This is a genomic window from Limnohabitans sp. DCL3 (assembly GCF_048019295.1).
In the GTDB taxonomy this organism is placed as follows: domain Bacteria; phylum Pseudomonadota; class Gammaproteobacteria; order Burkholderiales; family Burkholderiaceae_C; genus Limnohabitans_A.
This window is the reverse complement of sequence record NZ_CP171842.1, coordinates 1,511,631-1,532,368: the sequence shown is the minus strand read 5'-3', so window position 1 is coordinate 1,532,368 and position 20,738 is coordinate 1,511,631. Positions and strand designations below refer to the sequence as shown.

General features: G+C 58.4%; 14 protein-coding genes, 1 tRNA gene and 1 pseudogene. 7 read left to right on the top strand and 9 right to left on the bottom strand.

The features are described 5' to 3' along the window. Positions 1-16 precede the first annotated feature (16 nt). From ACHEXK_RS06890 to ACHEXK_RS06875, 4 genes are all read left to right on the top strand, one after another. Entirely contained in the window at positions 17-874 is an 858-nt protein-coding gene (locus ACHEXK_RS06890; protein WP_416548628.1) for an alpha/beta fold hydrolase, read from the top strand. Positions 875-932: 58 nt separating this feature from the next. Then, a complete protein-coding gene (locus ACHEXK_RS06885; protein WP_416548627.1) occupies positions 933-3,161 on the top strand; it encodes a RelA/SpoT family protein in 2,229 nt (742 codons plus the stop codon). Positions 3,162-3,224: 63 nt separating this feature from the next. Continuing rightward, positions 3,225-3,301: transfer RNA gene (locus ACHEXK_RS06880), tRNA-Val, on the top strand. A gap of 257 nt (positions 3,302-3,558) precedes the next feature. Then, positions 3,559-5,409 (top strand): methyl-accepting chemotaxis protein, encoded by a 1,851-nt coding sequence (locus tag ACHEXK_RS06875; RefSeq protein ID WP_416548626.1) that lies wholly within the window; start codon positions 3,559-3,561, stop codon positions 5,407-5,409. Positions 5,410-5,463: 54 nt separating this feature from the next. Here the strand turns inward: ACHEXK_RS06875 and ACHEXK_RS06870 are convergent, their stop codons facing one another. From ACHEXK_RS06870 to ACHEXK_RS06855, 4 genes are all read right to left on the bottom strand, one after another. Then, on the bottom strand, positions 5,464-7,506 hold the full coding sequence (locus ACHEXK_RS06870) for a M3 family metallopeptidase (protein WP_416548625.1): 2,043 nt from the start codon (positions 7,504-7,506) through the stop codon (positions 5,464-5,466). A gap of 34 nt (positions 7,507-7,540) precedes the next feature. After that, a complete protein-coding gene (folD, locus tag ACHEXK_RS06865) occupies positions 7,541-8,392 on the bottom strand; it encodes a bifunctional methylenetetrahydrofolate dehydrogenase/methenyltetrahydrofolate cyclohydrolase FolD (protein WP_416548624.1) in 852 nt (283 codons plus the stop codon). 74 nt (positions 8,393-8,466) lie between these two features. Beyond that, complete coding sequence (locus ACHEXK_RS06860) at positions 8,467-9,093, bottom strand: response regulator transcription factor (RefSeq protein WP_416548623.1); 627 nt, start codon at positions 9,091-9,093, stop codon at positions 8,467-8,469. A 19-nt stretch (positions 9,094-9,112) separates the two neighbouring features. Further along, a complete protein-coding gene (locus ACHEXK_RS06855; RefSeq protein ID WP_416548622.1) occupies positions 9,113-11,632 on the bottom strand; it encodes a PAS domain-containing sensor histidine kinase in 2,520 nt (839 codons plus the stop codon). A gap of 161 nt (positions 11,633-11,793) precedes the next feature. On the opposite strand from ACHEXK_RS06855, the gene aceE reads away from it, so the two are divergent. From aceE to lpdA, 3 genes are read left to right on the top strand one after another with little or no spacing between them, the layout of a single operon-like run. After that, the gene (aceE, locus tag ACHEXK_RS06850) at positions 11,794-14,505 is read left to right on the top strand and encodes a pyruvate dehydrogenase (acetyl-transferring), homodimeric type (RefSeq protein ID WP_416548621.1); all 2,712 of its coding nucleotides are present in this window, start codon (positions 11,794-11,796) and stop codon (positions 14,503-14,505) included. 15 nt (positions 14,506-14,520) lie between these two features. After that, a complete protein-coding gene (aceF, locus tag ACHEXK_RS06845; RefSeq protein WP_416548620.1) occupies positions 14,521-16,176 on the top strand; it encodes a dihydrolipoyllysine-residue acetyltransferase in 1,656 nt (551 codons plus the stop codon). 9 nt (positions 16,177-16,185) lie between these two features. Beyond that, a complete protein-coding gene (gene lpdA / locus ACHEXK_RS06840; protein WP_416548619.1) occupies positions 16,186-18,018 on the top strand; it encodes a dihydrolipoyl dehydrogenase in 1,833 nt (610 codons plus the stop codon). An 85-nt stretch (positions 18,019-18,103) separates the two neighbouring features. Here lpdA and ACHEXK_RS06835 read toward each other — a convergent pair whose 3' ends face one another. The 5 genes and pseudogenes from ACHEXK_RS06835 to ACHEXK_RS06815 all read right to left on the bottom strand — a co-directional run. Beyond that, complete coding sequence (locus ACHEXK_RS06835) at positions 18,104-18,997, bottom strand: hypothetical protein (protein ID WP_416548618.1); 894 nt, start codon at positions 18,995-18,997, stop codon at positions 18,104-18,106. A gap of 75 nt (positions 18,998-19,072) precedes the next feature. Next, positions 19,073-19,669 (bottom strand): 3'-5' exonuclease, encoded by a 597-nt coding sequence (locus ACHEXK_RS06830; protein ID WP_416548617.1) that lies wholly within the window; start codon positions 19,667-19,669, stop codon positions 19,073-19,075. A gap of 17 nt (positions 19,670-19,686) precedes the next feature. Further along, positions 19,687-20,124 (bottom strand): hypothetical protein, encoded by a 438-nt coding sequence (locus ACHEXK_RS06825; protein ID WP_416548616.1) that lies wholly within the window; start codon positions 20,122-20,124, stop codon positions 19,687-19,689. After that, positions 20,094-20,309, bottom strand: coding sequence for a dioxygenase (locus tag ACHEXK_RS06820; protein WP_416548615.1), 216 nt, complete (start codon positions 20,307-20,309; stop codon positions 20,094-20,096). Before ACHEXK_RS06820 ends, ACHEXK_RS06825 begins: the two co-directional genes overlap by 31 nt. A gap of 11 nt (positions 20,310-20,320) precedes the next feature. Then, a pseudogene (locus tag ACHEXK_RS06815) lies at positions 20,321-20,731 on the bottom strand (fumarylacetoacetate hydrolase family protein); the annotation flags it as partial. Positions 20,732-20,738 lie beyond the last annotated feature (7 nt).

The following is a 20,738-nucleotide window of genomic DNA, read 5'->3' as shown; positions in this document are numbered from 1 at the left end:
TCAAGGGCAGCACCGCATGGCTTATGTCCGTTGGGGCCGCCCCGATGCCCAGCGCGTGGTGGTTTGTGTGCATGGGTTGACGAGGCAGGGGCGAGACTTCGACCGTTTGGCACAAGCTTTGGTGGCCCAGAGCGCCGAACCTTTGCAAGTGTTGTGTCCCGATGTTGTGGGCCGAGGCCGCAGCCAGTGGCTGGACAACCCGGGCCTTTACCAAATTCCACACTATGCGGCCGACATGTTGACCATGCTCGCTCAGGTGCAAACGCAACTCGGTTCGATCCCGATGCGCAGCCTCGATTGGGTCGGCACCAGCATGGGCGGTCTCATTGGCATGGTCTTGGCCGGTCAACCTGATTTGCCCTTGCCAACGCCCATTCGCCGTTTGGTGCTCAATGACGTGGGACCGGCGATCACGTGGTCATCTGTCGAAAGGATGAAGACCTATGTGGGTCAATACGGCCAATACAGGGACATGGAAGAAGTGGCCGCCACCTTGTGGACCCTGTCGCAAGGCTTCGGTCCTGTCTCCCCCGAAGTGTGGCGCGAAATGTCGGTGCACATGACCCGCCCCGGCGCAGACGGCACTTTGACTTTGCATTACGACCCGGCCATCAGTGTCCCCCTGAAGGCCATGACTCCGGACATCGCCAGCGCTGGAGAGCTGACTTTGTGGGCCCTGTACGACCAAATCCAGGCCCAAACACTGTTGATCCGCGGGCAGGAGTCCGACCTGTTGACGCCCGAGACGGCTTTCGAAATGACGCAACGCGGCCCCTTGGCCAGGCTGGAGACTTGGCCCGGTTTTGGTCATGCGCCCACACTGACCAGTGACGCGCAAATTCAGGTGTTGACGACTTTTTTGCTGAGTGCTTGAGCGCATGGTCAGTCCTTCCATCAGCCATTCCGCACGCCCTTTATCGACGCCAGGTCGAATGCACGGCCCCAGCACGACAGCCCCCCCAACAGCAGCCCTGCCACCAGTCATGTTGGCCACCGCAGAAACGGAGGAGTCCGGCGCGCTCACCAAGGCGCGCGCGTTTGCCGAGCCCTTGATCTCGTGCGAGTTACTCGATACCGGCGAAAACATCTTGGCGCATGCGGATGCAGTGGCCCAGATTTTGGCCAATATGGGCGGTTCGGTGGCAATGCAGGCGGCCACTTACCTGGTCTACACCTGCCCGCACCTGAACAAAGCGGAGGAGGTCATTGCCAAAGCCTTTGGTTTGCCGATGGCGCAGTTGGCCACCCAAACCAACCAGTTGGTCCATCTGCAGCGCTTGTCCAGGGCTGCCGAGACCCAGAGCACCGGGCCAGACAACACACCCTTGAGCCCTCAGGTACAAACTGAAAATGTGCGCAAGATGCTGCTGGCGTTCAGCCGCGATTTGCGCGTGGTCATGCTGCGCTTGGCCTCGCGATTGCAAACCTTGCGCCATTACGCAGCCACCAAGCGCATGGCGCCACCGGCTTTGGCCAGCGAGTCTTTGCAGGTGTTTGCGCCTTTGGCCAACCGTTTGGGCATTTGGCAAATCAAGTGGGAGTTGGAAGACCTGTCTTTTCGCTTTTTGGAGCCTGCAACTTACAAAAGCATTGCGCTCTTGCTGGATGCCAAGCGCACGGAGCGCGAACGCAACATGCACGAGCTTCGCGAGCGCTTGTGTCAAGCCTTGGCTGCGCAAGGTATCCGTGCGCAAGTCGATGGCCGGCCCAAGCACATCTACAGCATTGTGCGCAAAATGCGTGGCAAGTCGCTCACCTTTGATCGTGTTTTTGACATTCGCGCTTTGCGCGTGGTGGTGCCCGAGGTGGCCGATTGCTACCAAGTGCTCAGTTGGGTGCATGAGCACTTTGCCCCAATAGCCGAAGAATTTGACGATTACATCGCCAAACCCAAAGCCAACGGTTACCAATCCCTGCACACCGTGGTGCGCGACGCCGATGGCGGTCCCATCGAAGTTCAAATTCGCACCCAAGCCATGCACAACCACGCCGAAAACGGGGTTGCTGCGCACTGGGCGTACAAAGAAGCGGGCGCAAAAGGCTACGCCGGTGTTTCTGCCAACAGCGCCTACGACACCAAAATTGCCGTACTTCGGCAATTGTTGGCATGGGAGCGCGATTTGTCGGACGCGGTGCAAGGCAGCGGTCACGGCACCTCGCTTTTTGATGACCGCATCTATGTCTTGACCCCCGACGCTGCCGTGGTGGAGCTGCCGCAAGGCGCCACCGCCATTGACTTCGCCTACACGGTGCATACCCATTTGGGGCATCGTTGTCGGGGCGCCAAGGTCGACGGTGTCATGGTGCCCTTGAACACGCCCCTGGCCAATGGCCAAACGGTGGAGATCACGGCCATCAAAGAAGGCGGGCCTTCACGCGACTGGCTCAACCCCGAGCTGGGATTTTTGGCCAGTCCGCGTGCGCGCGCCAAAGTGCGCGCTTGGTTCAATGCCCAAGTGAGCGAAGAAACCATCGCCAAAGGGCGTGAAGCGGTTGAGAAATCCTTGCAGCGTCTGGGCCGTACCGCCGTCCGCTTGGAAGACTTGGCCAGTCAGCTGGGCTTCAAGTCTGCCGACAGCTTGTTTGAGGTGGTGGGGAAGGACGAGTTTTCACTGCGCAACATCGAGGTTTTGCTCAACCCGCCTGAGCCCGCCCTGGAGCCCGACGACTACTTTCAAAAGAAGTTCAAAGGGTCTGCGTCGCGCAAATCCCCGTCCGGCGTGTTGGTGGTGGGGGTGGACTCTTTGCTCACCCAACTCTCCCGTTGTTGTAAGCCTGCCCCACCCGATGCAATTGGCGGCTTTGTGACGCGGGGTAAGGGCGTTAGCATCCACCGCCAAGATTGCAGTAACTTTCGCCAACTCGCTTCACGCCATGTCGAAAGGGTCATCGATGTGCGTTGGGGGGTGGCTCAAGGTGCAGAAGGATCGGTCTATCCCGTGGATGTGTCGGTGGAGGCCATGGACCGTCAGGGATTGCTGCGTGATATCTCCGAAGTCTTTGCCAAGGAAAAAATGAATGTGATCGGCGTACAAACGCAATCGGTCAAGGGTACGGCCTGGATGACCTTCACGGTGGAGATTGGTGATGCGGCGCGTTTGAACAAGGTGCTCTCCAGTGTGCGTGCCGTCAAAGGGGTGAGGGCGGCGAGACGGCGTTAAACACCACTTATTGGACCAGGTCCAGAAAACCGGTTTTTTTGACGCTATAATTCAAGGCTTAGCAGGCGCGTAGCTCAGTTGGTTAGAGCACCACCTTGACATGGTGGGGGTCGCTAGTTCGAATCTAGTCGCGCCTACCATTTTTGGTAGAAAACTGAGCACTTGGCAACCACGCCTGGTGCTTTTTTTTCGTCTGATCGACCCCCTTCGAACCCACATGCCCATGTACGGGTTCCAAGCGTGTTCATCTGTGTGAGGTCGTGCTGTGCTGCATTCCATACAACTGAGATTTGTATTTTTTGTCATTTGTTGCGTCACAGTGTTGACCAGCTTTGGCCTTTTGAGTGTTGGGGCACAAGACGCGGGTCGTACCCCTGCCGATTTCCACCTGTTGACCGTGAGCCTGACATTGGCCGCTTTGCTGGCGTTGTTGGCTTGGTTTATTTGGCGGCCTGTGCACCGCGCTTTATCCGCCGTTCAAAGCATGGCCGCACAAACTGCCAACGGATCAGACGGGTCTTGGGCCGAGCCGCTTTGGTTGCCAACAGAATTGGAGCGCATCTCCCAGGCATTGGCCTTGGTGTCTCAGAAACAAGGCGCCGATACTTTCGGGGTGGTGGACAGCATGCAGGCCTTGGAACGTGGTCAATTGCCACATGGCCGTTCCGTGGATGCGTTGGGGAGTACCGATTCACCAGCGCTGTTGGCTGTGCGTGCGGGCCTGGGGCATTTGTCCGCCATGTTGTCGGAGTTGAACCGGTTCATTTTGCAGACCTACAGTGAGGTGCATGACACCTCAAACGCCCGGACGTCTATGCCATCGGATTGGCTGAATGACCCGCTTCTTGGGCCCGCACTTCAGAAAATCACCGATGGCCACATGAACTTGCTGCGCATCGTGCATGCCATGAGTTCGGTGGTCGAAAAAAGTGCCATTACCTTGGCCGATCTGTCCTGGCAAGCCAATGGCATCAACCAAGAGATGAAGGCCTTGGCGGTCAAAGGTGCCCAGATTTCTCACTCGTCCCAATCATTGGCTCAAAACTCCAGCCGTGTCAGCGCCGATGCGGCGTCGGTGGCTCAGTTGGCGCAGCGGTCCCGCGACAATTCAGAGCAGGGTCAGCACGAGTTGCAGCAAACCATCGAGTCGATGCGGCAAATGGGCGGGCGAACCCAAATCGTGTCATCTTCCATCACCGGGCTTCAGAGCAGTTCGAAAAAAATTGAACACATTGTTCAATTGATCCGCGACATTGCCAACAAGATCAACTTGCTGTCGCTCAACGCAGCGATCGAGGCGGCACGCGCTGGCGAGCACGGCAAGGGTTTTGCGGTGGTTTCGGACGAGGTGCGCAAGTTGGCCGAAAAAACCTTTGAAGCGACCCAGGAAATCGATGCCAGTGTGGGCGGCATCATGAGCCAAACCGAGCAGGCCGTGGTCAGCATGAACGAATTGCTGGGCGATGTGCAAGCCAATGTGGTCCAAATCGAGCAAGTGGGCCAACGTTTGTCGGGCATCCTCGATTCGTCCTGCGTTTTGTCGGAGCAAATGGACGGCATTGTGCAGGCCTCCAGTGCTTCAGCCGATGAAGTGGGCAAGATCTCCAATTACTTGGGTGAAATTCAAGACGAGCTGGCCAGCTTCGGTCTGCGCATTGCTTCCCAGGAAAAACAGACTCTGGGCCTGACGGAGTTGAGCGAAGGTTTCTTTGAAAAACTGGTCTCGCTGAACCTCCTCACCTTGCACCAGCGCATGTACACCGTGGCGCGCGCCGCGGCCGATGCGGTGCAATTCGCATTCGAACAGGCTATTTCAAAGGGGCAGATCAGTGCGCAAGATTTGCTCAGCCAAGAACACCAGCCGGTGCCCCACACGAACCCCCAGAAATACACCTCACGATTCGATGCGTTCACCGACAAAACACTGCCGAGTATTCAAGAAGCCGTGTTGCGTCAATCGCCCGAACTGGTCTTTGCGATCTGCACCAACCAGCGCGGCTATGTGCCCACCCACAATGACAAATTTGCGCACCCACTGACGGGGCGTTACGACGTGGACCTGATCAACAGCCGAAGCAAACGCATTTTCAGCGACCGCACGGGCAGCCGTTGCGGCTCACACACCCAGAAAGTGCTTTTGCAAACCTACAAACGCGATACCGGTGAAATCATGCACGACCTGTCGGTGCCCATTTGGGTGAATGGCAAGCACTGGGGCGGATTTCGGATGGGCTACAAAGCCCATTGACAAGCGGGCCATCAAGTCCGCACGGGGCGTGCGTGACTTGTGTGCCAGTCAGTGTCATCCGGAAAAGACCATGCCCTGGTGACGCAGCAAGGCATCTAAGCTGGGCTCGCGGCCTCGGAACGCTTTGAACGATTCCAAGGCCGGACGGCTGCCGCCCGCTTCCAAAATCGCTTGGCGGTACCGGCGTCCGGTTTCCACACTGGGGGTGCCGTCGGCGTCGGCGGTTTCTTCAAAGGCGGCGTAGGCGTCAGCGCTCAGCACTTCCGCCCATTTGTAGCTGTAATAACCCGCGGCGTAACCGCCTGCAAAGATGTGGCTGAAGGTGTGGGCCATGCGGTTAAAGGCGGGTGGGCGCATCACGGCCACTTCGTCACGCACCATCTGCAAAAGCGGCATGAAGTCTTGTGCCGGATCGTGCTCAGCGTGCACCAGCATGTCAAACAAAGAAAACTCGATCTGGCGCAAAGTTTGCAAGCCGCTTTGGAAGTTTTTGGCGGCCAGCATTTTGTCAAAGAGTGAACGCGGCAGGGGTTCACCAGTGTCCACATGGGCCGTCATGTGGCGAAGCACCGACCACTCCCAACAGAAGTTTTCCATGAACTGGCTGGGCAGTTCGACCGCGTCCCATTCCACACCGCTGATGCCAGAGACATCGCGCTCGTTCACTTGTGTGAGCATGTGGTGCAGGCCATGGCCAAATTCGTGGAAGAGGGTGATCACGTCGTCGTGCGTGAGCAATGCCGGTTGGCCGTTGACCCCTTCGGCAAAGTTGCACACCAGATGCGCTACGGGCGTTTGCAGGACGCCGGTGTCGGGGCGCTGCCATCGGCCGCGCACATCGTCCATCCAAGCACCGCCGCGTTTTCCCGCACGGGCTGGTGGGTCCAAGTAGAACTGACCCACCAATTGACCTGCGCGTTCCATGCGGTAAAAACCCACGGCCGGGTGCCAGACGGGCGCTTGGTCGGCGCGGATGTTCACTTCGAACAGGGTTTCAATGATTTTGAACAGACCGGCCAGCACTTTGGGCGCGGTGAAGTACTGCTTGACCTCTTGTTCGCTGAAGCTGTAGCGGGCTTCCTTGAGCTTTTCAGACAAATAAGGCACGTCCCAGGCGTTGAGCGGACCGGTGATGCCCAGGGCGCTGGCTGCAAATTCGCGCAAGTCGGCCAGGTCTTTTTCGGCGAAAGGACGGGCCTTGGCTGCCAGATCGCGCAAAAAGGCGGTCACCTTTTCGGGTGATTCGGCCATTTTGGGCACCACAGAGACTTGGGCGTAGTTGTCAAAGCCCAGCAAACGGGCTTCCTCTTGGCGCAAAGCCAAGATCTCTTGCATCAAAGCGGTGTTGTCGAATGACCTGAGCTCTTGTGCCGCCTGATCTGAGGCCCGTGTGACGTAGGCTTTGTAAAGTTGCTCGCGCAAATTGCCACTGTCGGCAAATTGCATGACGGGCAGGTAGACCGGCATCTTGAGCGACAGGCGGTGACCTTCTTGGCCGTCCTTTTGGGCCGCGTCACGGGTGGCTTGCACCACATCTGCGGGTACGCCCTTGAGCGCTTCTTCCGGCACGTACAACACGAATTTGTCGGTGGCGTCCAGTGTGTTCTCACTGAACTTTTGGGTGATTTCGGCCAAGCGCTCTTGAATCGTGGCATAACGTTCTTTGGCCGCACCCTCTAACTCGGCACCGCCCAAGACAAAAGCCCGAAGGGCGTTTTTATGGGCTTGGGTTTGCTCGGCGTTCAGACTGGCTGGGTCGATGGCCTTGTACTTGGCATACAAGCGCTCGTCGCTGCCCAAGCGGGTCCAAAACTCGGTCACTCGGGGCAATGCGGCGTTGTAAGCGGCACGCAATTCGGGTGTATCGGCCACACTGTTGAGGTGGCTGACTGCGCCCCAGGCCATGCCCAGCCGCTCGGTGCAGACATCCAAGTGGAGGGCGATGGCTGTCCAATCGGCCGCAAAATCAGCGGCGGTGACCGTTTCCAGGGCTTTGTCGGCGCAGGCCAGCAACTCGTCCATGGCAGGAGCGACATGTTCGGGGGCGATGCGATCAAACAGGGGCAGGCCGGCGGTATTGAGCAAAGGGTTGGTCATGGCACGCATGGGTGGGCTGAATTTTGACTTTGAATCACTGGGTGGCGCGTTCGGCGGCTTCAAGGGTATTGACCAACAGCATGGTGATGGTCATCGGGCCGACGCCGCCAGGCACGGGGGTGATGTGGCTGGCGACTTGTTGGACGCCTTCGAAGTCCACATCGCCACACAATTTGCCTTCGTCGTTGCGGTTCATGCCCACATCGAGCACGACGGCCCCGGGCTTGACCATGTCGGCTGTCAGCACATGGCGCTTGCCGACAGCGGCCACGATCACATCGGCTTGCAGGGTCAAGTCTTTGAGGTTTTGGGTGCGCGAATGCGCCACGGTCACGGTGGCGTCTTTTTGCAGCAGCATCAGCGCCATGGGTTTGCCCACAATGTTGCTTCGGCCAATGACCACCGCGTGTTTGCCACGCAGGTCGTAGCCAATGCTTTCGAGCATTTTCATGCAGCCATAAGGCGTGCAGGGCCAAAAGCCGGGCATGCCCGTCATCAAGGCCCCAGCACTGGCGATGTGGAAGCCGTCCACATCTTTGGCGGGGCTGATGGCTTCAATCACTTTTTGTGCGTCGATGTGCGGGGGCAGGGGCAATTGCACCAAGATGCCGTGGATGGCCGGGTCGTTGTTCAGGGCTTCCACACGGGCGAGCAAATCGGCTTCGGTCATGTCGGCTGCGTATTTTTCAAGGACCGAGTGAAGACCGCTGTCTTCGCAGGCCTTGACCTTGTTGCGAACATACACTTGGCTGGCGGGGTTGTCACCCACAAGCACCACCGCCAGACCCGGCGTGACGCCTTGGGCTTTGAGTGCCAGGGCGCGGGCGCTGACCTCTGTGCGCAGTTGCTTGGACAGGGCGTTGCCGTCGATGAGTTGTGCGGTCATGTGTCAATCGTCTGAATGTCAAAAAAATGCAAAACGCCCGACAGCTGCGGGCGTTTGGGAGGCGACATCGTGCTTCAGGCTTTGGGTGCGTTTTGCCCCAAGGCGATCTTCAGGAGGTCGGCCACGGTATTGGCGTTGAGTTTTTCCATGATGTTGGCCCGGTGCGCCTCCACCGTCTTGATGCTGATGCCCAAATCGTCGGCAATTTGCTTGTTCAAACGGCCGGCCACGATGCGCTCGAGCACCTGGGCTTCGCGACCGGTCAGTTTGGACAGCAAGGCATCGCGACTGGCTGCGCTTTGGTATTCGGCAAAGGCTTCACGGGCTTCTTCCAGCATGCGTTCGACCAAACCCAGGAGTTCCTCTTCCTTGAATGGCTTTTGTATGAAATCCATCGCCCCTTTTTTCATGGTGTTCACGGCCATGGGCACGTCACCATGGCCCGTGATGAACACAATGGGCAGGGGAGATTTACGCTCAATCAGGCGGTCTTGCAGCTCCAATCCCGTCATGCCCCCCATGCGGATGTCGGCGATCAGACATGCGACTTCACGGGGGTCGTAGCGTCCGATGAACGACTCTGCGCTGTCAAAGCAGCGCACCCGATAATCCTTGCCTTCAAGCAACCACTGCAAGGAGTCTCGCACCGCCTCGTCGTCGTCCACGACATAAACGGTACCTTTTTTCGGAATCAAGCTCATTCAGTTACCCCGTGGGTGGTTATGTGGTCAAAGTGGCTTCAACCGGGATCCAGAAGGAAAACCGGCAACCCGACACCTCGGCGGCATTGTAGAGGTTCTCGGCTGCAATCCTGCCGTGGTGCGACTCGATGATGCTGCGGCACAAATTCAGGCCAATGCCCATGCCCTCAACTTTGGTGGAGAAAAAGGCTTCGTAAACCCTCTCAATGGCTTCGGGCGGCAATCCTGGACCGCTATCGGTCACCGAAAATTCAACGACCGCCTGGTTTTCAATGGTTTTGGGCACGATGCGCAACTCAACTTGGCGTTGCTCGGGCGGTCGCTGGGCGTTGTCGATCGATTCGGCGGCATTTTTCATCAAATTGATCAAGACCTGCTCAATCAAAATGGGGTCAACCAACAACTGGGGAAGTCGAGCAGCGATGTGGTGGGTCAATCGGACTTGGCGACGCCGCATTTCGATTTCAGCCAACTCCAGAGCTTCACTGACCATCGATGACACATCCGACAAGGTCCGGTTGGGCTCGCTGCGTTTGACGAAGCTACGGATGCGCAAAATGATTTGACCAGCCCTTTGAGCTTGTCTTGCGGTTTTATCCAGCGCCGAGAGCAGGTCTTCTTCCTTGACCTGTTTGGACTGGATGCGAGAAATCATCCCACTGCAGTAGTTGCTGATGGCGGTCAAAGGTTGGTTGAGTTCATGGGCAACGCTGGACGCCATCTCGCCCATGGTGATCAGGCGGCTGGCGTTCTGTGCGCGCTCGGCCTGTTGCGCGGCCAGCTCCTCTGCTTGGCGGCGCGGTGTGATGTCGCTGGCAATGACCATTTGAGCCAAACGGCCATCTGCCCAATTGATGTACCGCGAACGCACTTCAAGCCACTTGCCCAAATCTTGGATGAAGATTTCCGAGTTTTCAGACCGGGCGACTGTGATGCTCTCAATGGGCAATCCGGCCATTTCATCGACATCGTCTAAAGCCCCCCCTTTACTTTCAGAGTTGTCGCTGGCGCCGGCTTGTTGAACCAAGCGCAAATGCCCCTCCGTGTCTTGGCCAAACCACAACCGGTACAACTTGTTCGCGAACAACAACTCTTTGCTGCCCAATGGGGCGACCGAGACCGAGGCGTCGAGGGCCTCAAGAACGATGGTGAAGCGTTCGTGGGAGCCGGCCAGTTGTTCACGGATGCGGTTGGGCTCGGTGATGTCGGTCATCGAGGTCATCCACCCGGTTTGCTTGCCAGAGGCATCGATCAGAGGCGACACATACATGCGCGCATCAAAGAGCTGTCCGTTTTTGCGCTTGACCCGAACTTGAAACCCACCGGCCGAATGCTGACCGCTGATTTCTTCCTCTAGCCGCCGCATCAACAACTCGCGGTCTTGGTCTGGCCAATAAGGGAAGGGGGCCACAGCACCCACCAAATCCGATTCACTCCAGCCCGTCATTTGACAGAAAGCGGGATTGACATAGGTGATTCGTCCCCTCAAATCCAGCGCACGCATGCCCGTGAGCATGGAGTTTTCCATGGCCCGACGAAAATTGGTTTCAGCCACCAAGGCCTTTTGGGCTTGAATGCGCCGCCGCGTGTGCCGCCAGTTGCCAATCAGCATCCAAGCGGTCATCACACTGAGCACACCGACCATCCAGAACAGACCGCTGCCCACCAATCCTTGTGAAGTTCGCCAAGCTTGGGCGCGCAATATCAAATCGTTGCCAACCGGGGAAACCGGTACTTCGTAATCGTTGTAGGGTTTCTCGCTCCCTGGCAGCATGCGCCACAGCGCTGTTCGCCCAGGAATGGACTGCCCGGCTAAAAGTTGTCCTTTGCCGTCTTGCAGTGCCACGGCATATTTCGCCAAAATTTCCGTGGGCACACCGTAGCGCAACAATCCTTCCAGGGTGTATTCGGCCAAGATCACGCCGGTGAATCGGCCTTGGTCATTGCTCAAAGGCGTGTGCAGTTGCAGCACGGACAATTGGGCGTCGCGGTCCGATTCCACGTCGATCTGTCCGTAAATCGGTTGCATCAGATCACGGGCCAAACTGAAATGGGCTTCGGTTTCTCCCACTTTGAGAACAGTGCCTGGCCGCATGGCTTGGGTGGAAGACATGTTCGATACATTTTGGCTAGCGATGATCCGACGTCGATCATCGATCCATGTCAGTGACAAAAATTCAGGGTATTGCTGAACCAAGGCCTCAGCACGTGACAAAAACTGATCCGCGCGAACTTCTTTGTTGGACACGTCCCGGGACAAACGCATGACCTGCTCTTGACGCTCGAGCAAGCGCAGTCGCAATCTTTGTTGCGCGTACTCCACGTCCCTTTTGATGGCTTCTTGTTCTCGCTCAAGTTCCTCAACGCGCAGATACCAAAAGGCTGTGGCGATGGCCGCCAAAAAGAGCAACACGGCGGCGACGGGCGCCAAATTGGCGTACCGGTCTTGTCTGTTGGGGGATTGTCGCCGCCACCAATTGCGCCACCAGGCCCATGGGCCGACCTGCTTCACGACCGATGCTGCTTTGTTCAATTCCATGGCCAGAGTTTAGGTGAGACGACACACACACTGTTGGAACTTTGTAGTTCTCTGACTGCATAATTTTCACAATGCAAAATCAATCGGCACAATTTGAAATTATTTGAAATTTATGTGAAAATTGAAACACCATTGACCCATAACATCCAACGGAGACAAGCATGACAGCGGCAATACCTCAACAACCGGGCCGAGATTCAGACACGCAAGAAACCCGAGAGTGGATGGACGCTCTGTCCGCCGTGATCGAAAAAGCAGGCCCTGAGCGTGCTCATTTTTTACTCGAAGAACTGCTTGAAGAAGCGCGCCAGCACAGCATCGACCTGCCGTTCTCGGCCAACACAGCTTACGTGAACACCATTGAGCCAGACCAAGAAGCCCATTGCCCAGGAAATATTGAAATCGAAGAGCGCCTGCGTGCCTACATGCGCTGGAACGCCATGGCCATGGTGGTCAAAGCCAATCGTCACAACCCTGCAGACGGTGGTGACCTGGGCGGTCACATTGGTTCATTCGCATCACTGGCCCACATGTTTGGTGCGGGCTTCAACCATTTCTGGCATGCTGAAAACGAGAACCACGGGGGTGATTGCTTGTACATACAAGGTCACGTATCACCCGGTGTTTACGCCCGCGCTTACTTAGAGGGCCGCTTGACCGAAGCGCAACTGCTCAACTTCCGTCAAGAGGTGGATGGCAATGGCCTCTCGAGCTACCCACACCCCAAACTCATGCCCGAGTTCTGGCAGTTCCCCACGGTGTCGATGGGTCTTGGCCCCCTGATGGCCATTTACCAAGCGCGGTTCTTGAAATACTTGCACGCACGCGGTATTGCCAACACCGAAAACCGCAAAGTTTGGGTGTTCTGCGGCGACGGCGAGATGGACGAAGTCGAATCCTTGGGCGCGATTGGATTGGCTGCTCGTGAAAAACTCGACAATTTGATCTTTGTGGTCAATTGCAACTTGCAACGTTTGGATGGCCCGGTGCGCGGCAACGGCAAGATCGTGCAAGAACTCGAAGGTGAATTTCGTGGCTCTGGCTGGAACGTGATCAAGCTTTTGTGGGGCAGCGAGTGGGACAAACTGTTGGCCCGTGACAAAGACGGCGCCTTGCGCAAAATCATGATGGACACCCTGGACGGTGACTTCCAAGCGTTCAAAGCCAACGACGGTGCGTACGTGCGCAAGCACTTCTTCGGTCGCGATCCACGTACCTTAGAGATGGTCGCGCACATGAGCGACGACGAAATCTGGGCTTTGAAGCGCGGCGGTCATGACCCGCAAAAGGTGTACGCGGCTTACCACGAAGCGGTGAACCACAAAGACCAACCCACGGTGTTGCTGATCAAAACCGTCAAAGGTTTTGGCGTGGGCAAAGCAGGCGAGGGCAAGAACAACGTTCACCAAACCAAGAAGCTCACGGACGAAGACATCCGTTACATGCGTGACCGTTTCAACATTCCGGTGCCAGACAGCGAATTGGCCAACGTGCCGTTTTACAAGCCTGCCGATGACACCCCTGAAATGCGCTACCTGCACGAGCGTCGCAAGGCTTTGGGCGGTTACTTGCCGCACCGCCGCACGAAAGCTGACGAAAGCTTCACTGTGCCGTCTTTGGACGTCTTCAAATCGGTCATGGAGCCCACAGCCGAAGGCCGTGAAATTTCGACCACCCAAGCCTATGTCCGTTTCCTCACCCAGCTGTTGCGCGACCAAGCCTTAGGTCCTCGCGTGGTGCCGATTTTGGTGGACGAAGCGCGCACCTTCGGAATGGAAGGCTTGTTTCGCCAGATTGGTATTTACAACCCAGCAGGCCAAAACTACACCCCGGTCGACAAAGACCAGGTCATGTACTACAAGGAAGACAAAGCGGGCCAAATCCTGCAAGAAGGCATCAACGAAGCCGGCGGTATGTCCAGCTGGATTGCCGCGGCAACGAGTTACTCCACCAGCAACCGCATCATGGTGCCGTTCTACGTGTATTACTCGATGTTTGGCTTCCAGCGCATTGGCGACTTGGCATGGGCTGCGGGCGACATGCAAGCACGCGGCTTCTTGCTCGGCGGCACATCGGGCCGCACCACACTCAACGGTGAAGGCTTGCAGCACGAAGACGGTCACAGCCACATCATGGCGGGCACCATCCCCAACTGCGTCTCGTATGACCCCACCTTCGCACACGAAGTGGGCGTCATCCTGCACCATGGTTTGAAGCGCATGGTGGAAAAGCAAGACAACGTTTTCTACTACTTGACCTTGCTCAACGAAAACTACGCCATGCCCGGCCTCACGCCCGGCACGGAGGAGCAGATCATCAAAGGCATGTACCTGTGCAAGCCGGGTGCTGCGGGTGACAAGCGGGTTCAACTGCTGGGCTCGGGCACCATCTTGCGTGAATCGATGGCGGCCCAAACTTTGTTGGCCACCGACTGGGGCATTCAGGCCGATGTGTGGAGCTGCCCCAGCTTCAACGAACTGACCCGCGACGGTCAGGACGCCGAGCGCTTTAACTTGCTTCACCCGTTGGAAACACCCCGTGTGCCATTTGTGGGCCATCAGCTGGCCCAGCACAAGGGTCCCGTGGTCGCATCCACCGATTACATGAAGGCGTACGCCGAGCAAATCCGGCCTTTCATTCCCAAAAATTCGGACGGTTCTGTGCGCAGCTATAAAGTGTTGGGCACGGACGGCTTTGGCCGCTCCGACTTCCGCAGCAAGCTGCGCGAGCACTTTGAAGTCAACCGCCACTACATCGTGGTCGCAGCCCTGAAAGCGCTGAGTGAAGAGGGCACTGTGCCTGTCACTCAAGTGGCCGAGGCGATCAAAAAGTACGGCATCAATGTCGACAAAATCAACCCGCTGTACGCATAAACGCTGGAGACACACATGGCACTGGTAGAAGTACAAGTCCCGGATATCGGGGATTTTGATGAAGTGACCATCATTGAATTGATGGTCAAAGTGGGCGACAGCGTCAAAGCCGAGCAGTCATTGATCACCGTCGAGTCCGACAAAGCTTCGATGGAAATCCCATCGAGCACAGCGGGCGTTGTCAAAGAAATGCGCGTGGCCTTGGGCGACAAGGTCAAGCAAGGCTCCGTCGTGCTGGTGCTGGAAGCCGCGGGTGTTGCTGCAGCCCCAGTCGCTGCGCCTGCCGCCGCAGTGGCAGCACCTGCAGCCGCCGTCGCTCCCGTGGCTGCTGCGCCTGTCGCGCAGGCATCGGGCCCCGTGCAGGTGTTTGTGCCCGACATCGGCGATTTCAAAGACGTGGCCGTGATCGAAGTCATGGTCAAGCCCGGCGACACCATCAAGGTCGAGCAATCCCTGATCACCGTCGAGTCCGACAAAGCGTCCATGGAAATTCCATCCTCGGCTGCGGGTGTACTCAAAGAGCTCAAAGTCAAAGTAGGTGACACCGTCAACATTGGCGACCTGCTGGCCGTGCTCGAAGGCACCGATGCCGTGGCTGCGCCAGTGGCGCCAGTGGCGGCAGCCGTTGCAGCACCTGTGACCGTGGCTTCCGCCCCTGCCGCTGCACCAGCCCGCGTGGCCGCAGCCACCACTGCGGTGGCTGCGCCAGCGCATGCACCCGTTGGCACCACGCTGGGCTTGCCCCACGCGTCGCCCTCGGTGCGCAAGTTCGCCCGTGAGTTGGGTGTGCCACTCAACGAAGTCAACGGCTCTGGCCTCAAAGGCCGGATCACTGTGGACGACGTGCAAGCCTTTACCAAGGCCATCATGTCAGGCGCAGCGCAAACCCAAGCGCAAGCAGCCAAAGCCCCAACGGCTTCGGGCGGTGGTGGTTCAGAGCTGGGACTCATCCCATGGCCCAAGGTTGACTTTGCCAAGTTCGGTCCCATCGAGCGCAAAGAGATGGGCCGCATCAAAAAGATCAGCGGTGCAAATTTGCTGCGCAATGCCATCATGATTCCGGCCGTCACGAACCATGACGATGCCGACATCACCGACCTCGAAGCCTTCCGCGTCTCGACCAACAAAGAGAACGAAAAGTCGGGTGTCAAGGTCACGATGCTGGCGTTCTTGATCAAGGCTTGCGTGGCCGCGCTCAAGAAATACCCTGAGTTCAACAGCTCGCTCGACGGCGATGCGCTGGTCTACAAAAACTACTGGCACATCGGCTTTGCCGCTGACACGCCCAATGGTTTGATGGTCCCAGTCATCCGCGATTGCGACAAAAAAGGCGTGCTGCAAATCAGCCAGGAAATGGGCGAATTGGCCAAGAAAGCCCGTGATGGCAAACTCGGTCCCGCTGAGATGAGCGGCGCCACTTTCACCATCTCCAGCTTGGGCGGCATCGGTGGCAAGTACTTCACGCCCATCATCAACGCGCCCGAAGTGGCCATCCTCGGTGTGTGCAAAAGCACCATGGAACCCGTGTGGAACGGCAAAGAATTTGTGCCCCGCCTGATGCTGCCTTTGTCATTGACATGGGACCACCGCGTCATCGACGGCGCTGCGGCGGCACGCTTCAACGCGTTCCTCGGTCAAATCCTCAGCGACTTCCGTCGCGTGTTGCTCTAAGGACTTGATATGGCACTGATCGATATTCAAGTCCCCGACATTGGCGACTTCGACGAAGTCACCGTGATCGAGTTGATGGTCAAGGTGGGCGATACCGTCAAATCTGACCAAAGCCTGATCACCGTGGAGAGCGACAAAGCCTCCATGGAGATTCCTTGCAGCCACGGCGGCGTGGTCAAAGAACTCAAGGTCAAGCTCGGCGACAAGGTCAAGCAAGGCTCGGTGCTGTTGGTGCTGGAAGGCCAGGGCGCTGCGGCGGCCCCAGCCGCTGCGCCAGCGCCAACGGCCGCTTCTGTGGCTCCCGCTGCTGCACCTGTTGCAGCGATCCCCGCTCCTGTGGCCTCCAGCTTCGGGGGCTCTGCCGACATCGAGTGCGACGTGCTCGTTTTGGGCGGTGGCCCCGGAGGATACTCCGCGGCTTTCCGTGCGGCAGACCTCGGCTTGAACGTGGTCATCGTAGAACGCTACGCCACTCTGGGCGGTGTGTGTTTGAACGTGGGCTGTATCCCCTCCAAAGCCTTGCTGCACGTCGCAGCGGTGATGGACGAAGTCAGCCATATGGCCGACCTGGGTGTGGACTTTGGCAAGCCGGTGGTCAACATCGACAAGCTGCGCGGCCACAAAGAAAAAGTGATTGGCAAACTCACCGGCGGCTTGGCGGCCATGGCCAAGATGCGCAAGGTCACCACCGTGCGCGGCTTGGGCCAGTTCGTGGGTGCCCACCACCTCGAAGTGTCTGAGACCACCGGCACTGCACAAGCGCAAAACGGCAGCAAAAAAGTGATCGCGTTCAAACGCGCCATCATCGCTGCGGGCTCACAAGCCGTGCGTTTGCCATTCATGCCCAATGACCCCCGCGTGGTCGACAGCACCGGCGCTTTGGAACTCAAAGAAGTGCCCAAACGCATGCTGATTCTGGGCGGCGGCATCATCGGCCTAGAGATGGGCACCGTTTACAGCACGCTGGGCGCACGCCTGGACGTGGTGGAAATGATGGACGGCCTCATGCAAGGCGCTGACCGCGACTTGGTCAAGGTCTGGCAAAAGATGAACGCCAAGCGTTTTGACAACATCATGCTCAAGACCAAGACCGTGTCCGCACGCGCCTTGCCCGAAGGCATTGAAGTGACGTTCGAAAGCGCCGAACCCGGCGGCACGGCCCCCGCACCCCAGGTCTACGACCTCGTGTTGCAAGCCGTGGGCCGCACGCCCAATGGCAAAAAACTCGCCGCTGAAAAAGCAGGCGTGTCTGTAACAGACCGTGGCTTCATCAACGTCGATATCCAAATGCGCACCAACGTGCCGCACATCTTCGCCATCGGCGACATCGTGGGCCAGCCCATGTTGGCGCACAAGGCGGTGCACGAAGCGCACGTGGCGGCCGAAGTGATTGCGGGCGAGCTGCAAGGCAACAAAGAGTTGGCAGCTGCGGCGTTCAACGCACGCGTTATTCCGAGCGTCGCCTACACCGACCCCGAAGTGGCATGGGTGGGCTTGACCGAGACCGAAGCCAAAGCGCAAGGCATCAAGGTCAAAAAAGGCTTGTTCCCTTGGACCGCCTCTGGCCGCGCCATTGCCAACGGCCGCGACGAAGGCGTCACCAAACTGCTGTTTGACGATTCACCCGAGGCCCACGGCCACGGCAAGATCCTGGGCGGCGGCATGGTCGGTACACACGCGGGCGACATGATTGGCGAGATCGCTCTGGCGATTGAGATGGGTGCTGACGCGGTGGACATCGGCAAAACCATCCACCCCCACCCCACGCTGGGCGAAAGCATCGGCATGGCGGCAGAGGTGGCGCACGGCAGCTGCACGGACTTGCCGCCCAGCAAAAAGTAAGCGCTTCGCGCTGTCACAGTGTCAAAGCCCGGTCAGGCCCCTGTCCGGGCTTTTTTTTCTGCGACAGGTGAGCGCATCGCGGTGATCAATGCGCCCCGAGGTAGCAACCCGCAGTGACTTGCGCTTCATCACCTTCTTCGCTGCACAGCGCCGCCATCCAAGCTTGGTCCACCGCTTGGCCAGGAAGCAACAGCTCTTCGTTCGTCCAGCGCTTGACCAAGTGGCCGTTGGCCACGCCGCCCGTATGTGGGGCTTGGTAGGCGCGGCGGTGTTGCATGGTCACACCACTGTTGGCGTTGGCAATGAAGCGGCTCTCGCCCAAGGCCCAAGGTTCAAAGTAGGCGTTGGCGGCGGCATCCACTTGGCGGAAGTAGCTGCGCGCGCCTTCGGCGTTGAGCTGCTTGCGCACGGTGCGGGTGATGAGACCTTGCAAGTGGTCGAGCGCGGCATCGTCCATTTGGTCGAGGGCTTCGGGGTTCATGTCTTGCTCGGACAGTGCGGCGTTGGCGGCCAACAAGGCAGGCAGCACTTGCACCATGGCTTTGACCACATCGCGGTGCGGCGCCACTGCGGTGGCCACGCCGCGGGTTTGCGGTTGAATGGGGCAACGGATCTCCACAAAGCGCGGCTTCACAGGCCCGGTGCAGCCGTCGTGGTGGTAGTACTCGCCTTGGCTCAGCCGCCCTTTGCTGGAGCGCCCACGCACATCGCGGTAGGTGGGGTGTTGGGTGTGCACATTCAGGCACACCACCAAGCCCGTGGCATCGACGAGTTTGTAAAAGGCATCGCGCCATTCGGGCAACAGCAGTTTGTCATGAAGGTAGTCAGTGGGCCCTGATTCTTCACTTCCGACCTCACCCTCAATCACCAAGACAAAGGGCTTGGGTCTGCGTACGCTCCACTGAGCGTTGGCAAATTCCAGCACCGAGCTAGAGGTGACAGGGTGTGAAGCGGCACTGTGGCCTGTGAGTTCAGACATGGGACGGATTGGTCGGTAAGGCTCAGACTGCGAACGGCATGTGGACGCAATTTTAGGGCTTGGCGCGGCGGCGACTCAGGTCATCCCCAATGCTTGCCACACCCGAATCGCGGCATAAGCGTCGTTGGCGGCGTAGATCAGCTGAGCTTCACTGAGGCGTTCATTGGCCCAGTTGCTGGTGGCCGCTTTTTTGGATTTGATGAAGCGCTGGTTGAACAGCACCGCCACCGCGCCTTTGACGCCCATGTCTTTGCGGTAGCCGCGTTGGTGGAACACCGTGTTGAGTTCCAGAATGCCTTGGGGCTCTATGCCCAGTTTGTGGATGATGCGTTTGCGATCGTCGCCCAGACCAAACCCGGCTTTCACGATACCCGGCTGCGCCAGCAACGCAGCAGCGACGGTGCGGCAATCCGGATCATGCAGCTGAAAAACCCAGGCCCGCTCGGCGGTGGACAGTTGCAGCACATGGGGCCCATCGGACTGTTCACCGACCTTGAAAGTGGGCTTGGACTCGGTGTCAAAGCCCCAGGCGCGGTCTTGCAGCAGCTGCGCTTGCGCCAGCCTGGCCTGCTCACCCGTGCTCACTCGGGTGATTCTGTCCAAGTCCAAACGTTCAAAAGGTGGGAGGAGGGCGATGGCGTCTTTGTCGGGCGTGGGCAGGCGTGCGTTCATGTGGGGCATTCGTGGTGTCAGGCACGCACTGTAGCGTCTCGCCCGAGCACCCGCGACAGCACGGCCAAAGCTCGCCTTGCATCGTGTCCACGCCAGGCCACGATCTGGTCAGGGCGGATCAAAGCCATGGGCGCTTCGTAGAGTGCCAAAATTTCACTGCTGGGCTGGTGCACGACTTGCAAATCCAGGCCCATGGACGTTGCGGCCTTTTCAAAGGCCGAGGTGTCAACCCGTTCTGGGCCCAAGACCAGCAAGGTCCATTCGCTGTAGAAGGTGTCAAAGAGCGAGCGGCCATCGGGCAACCAAGCGTGAGGGGGTCTGCCGCCCGGTGTGGCGCAGGGCACGTAACTGTTGGCTGCATCGGCCGGGGCGGTGGTGCCGTCACCCACGATGATGGGGCTGCCGTCGTAGCGTCCACCCAAGGTCACGCCTGGGCTGTTGAATTCACGCCGCACATGGCCATGCGGTGCAAAAAGTCCATGCCATCGCGCCATTCTTCGTGGCTCAGGCCGGTCTCGCTGGCAAAGGCATGCAAGTGGTGCACCAGGCGGTTGACCAAGTGGCGTTGGCGTTCACCGTCAATGTTCGCAAAGCTGCTTTTGACGGTTTCGGTCAGGTTGTCTCGGGTGATATTTTTCATGGCATCTGCGATCAGGTCGCCAAAAGGCCGACTTGGTTGCGCAAGGTGCCGATGCCTTCGATGTCGATCTCGATGGTATCGCCTGGCTGCATCCACACCGGGGGCTTGCGTGCGTAGCCCACGCCTGCGGGGGTGCCCATGACGATCACGTCACCCGGCTCCAGCGTCATGCAGGCCGACATCATGGCGATCGTCGGGGCGACATGGAACACCATGTCGGTGGTGCTGGCGCTTTGCATGACCTGACCGTTCAGTCGCGACTCAATGTGCAGGCCCACGCAGCCGGGTGGCAACTCGTCGGCGGTGACCAGGCAAGGGCCAAAGCCGCCCGTTTGGTCAAAATTCTTGCCCACCGTCCATTGGGTGGTTTTTCGTTGGTAGTCGCGGAAGGTGGCGTCGTTGAAGCAGGCATAAGCAAACACCGCGTTT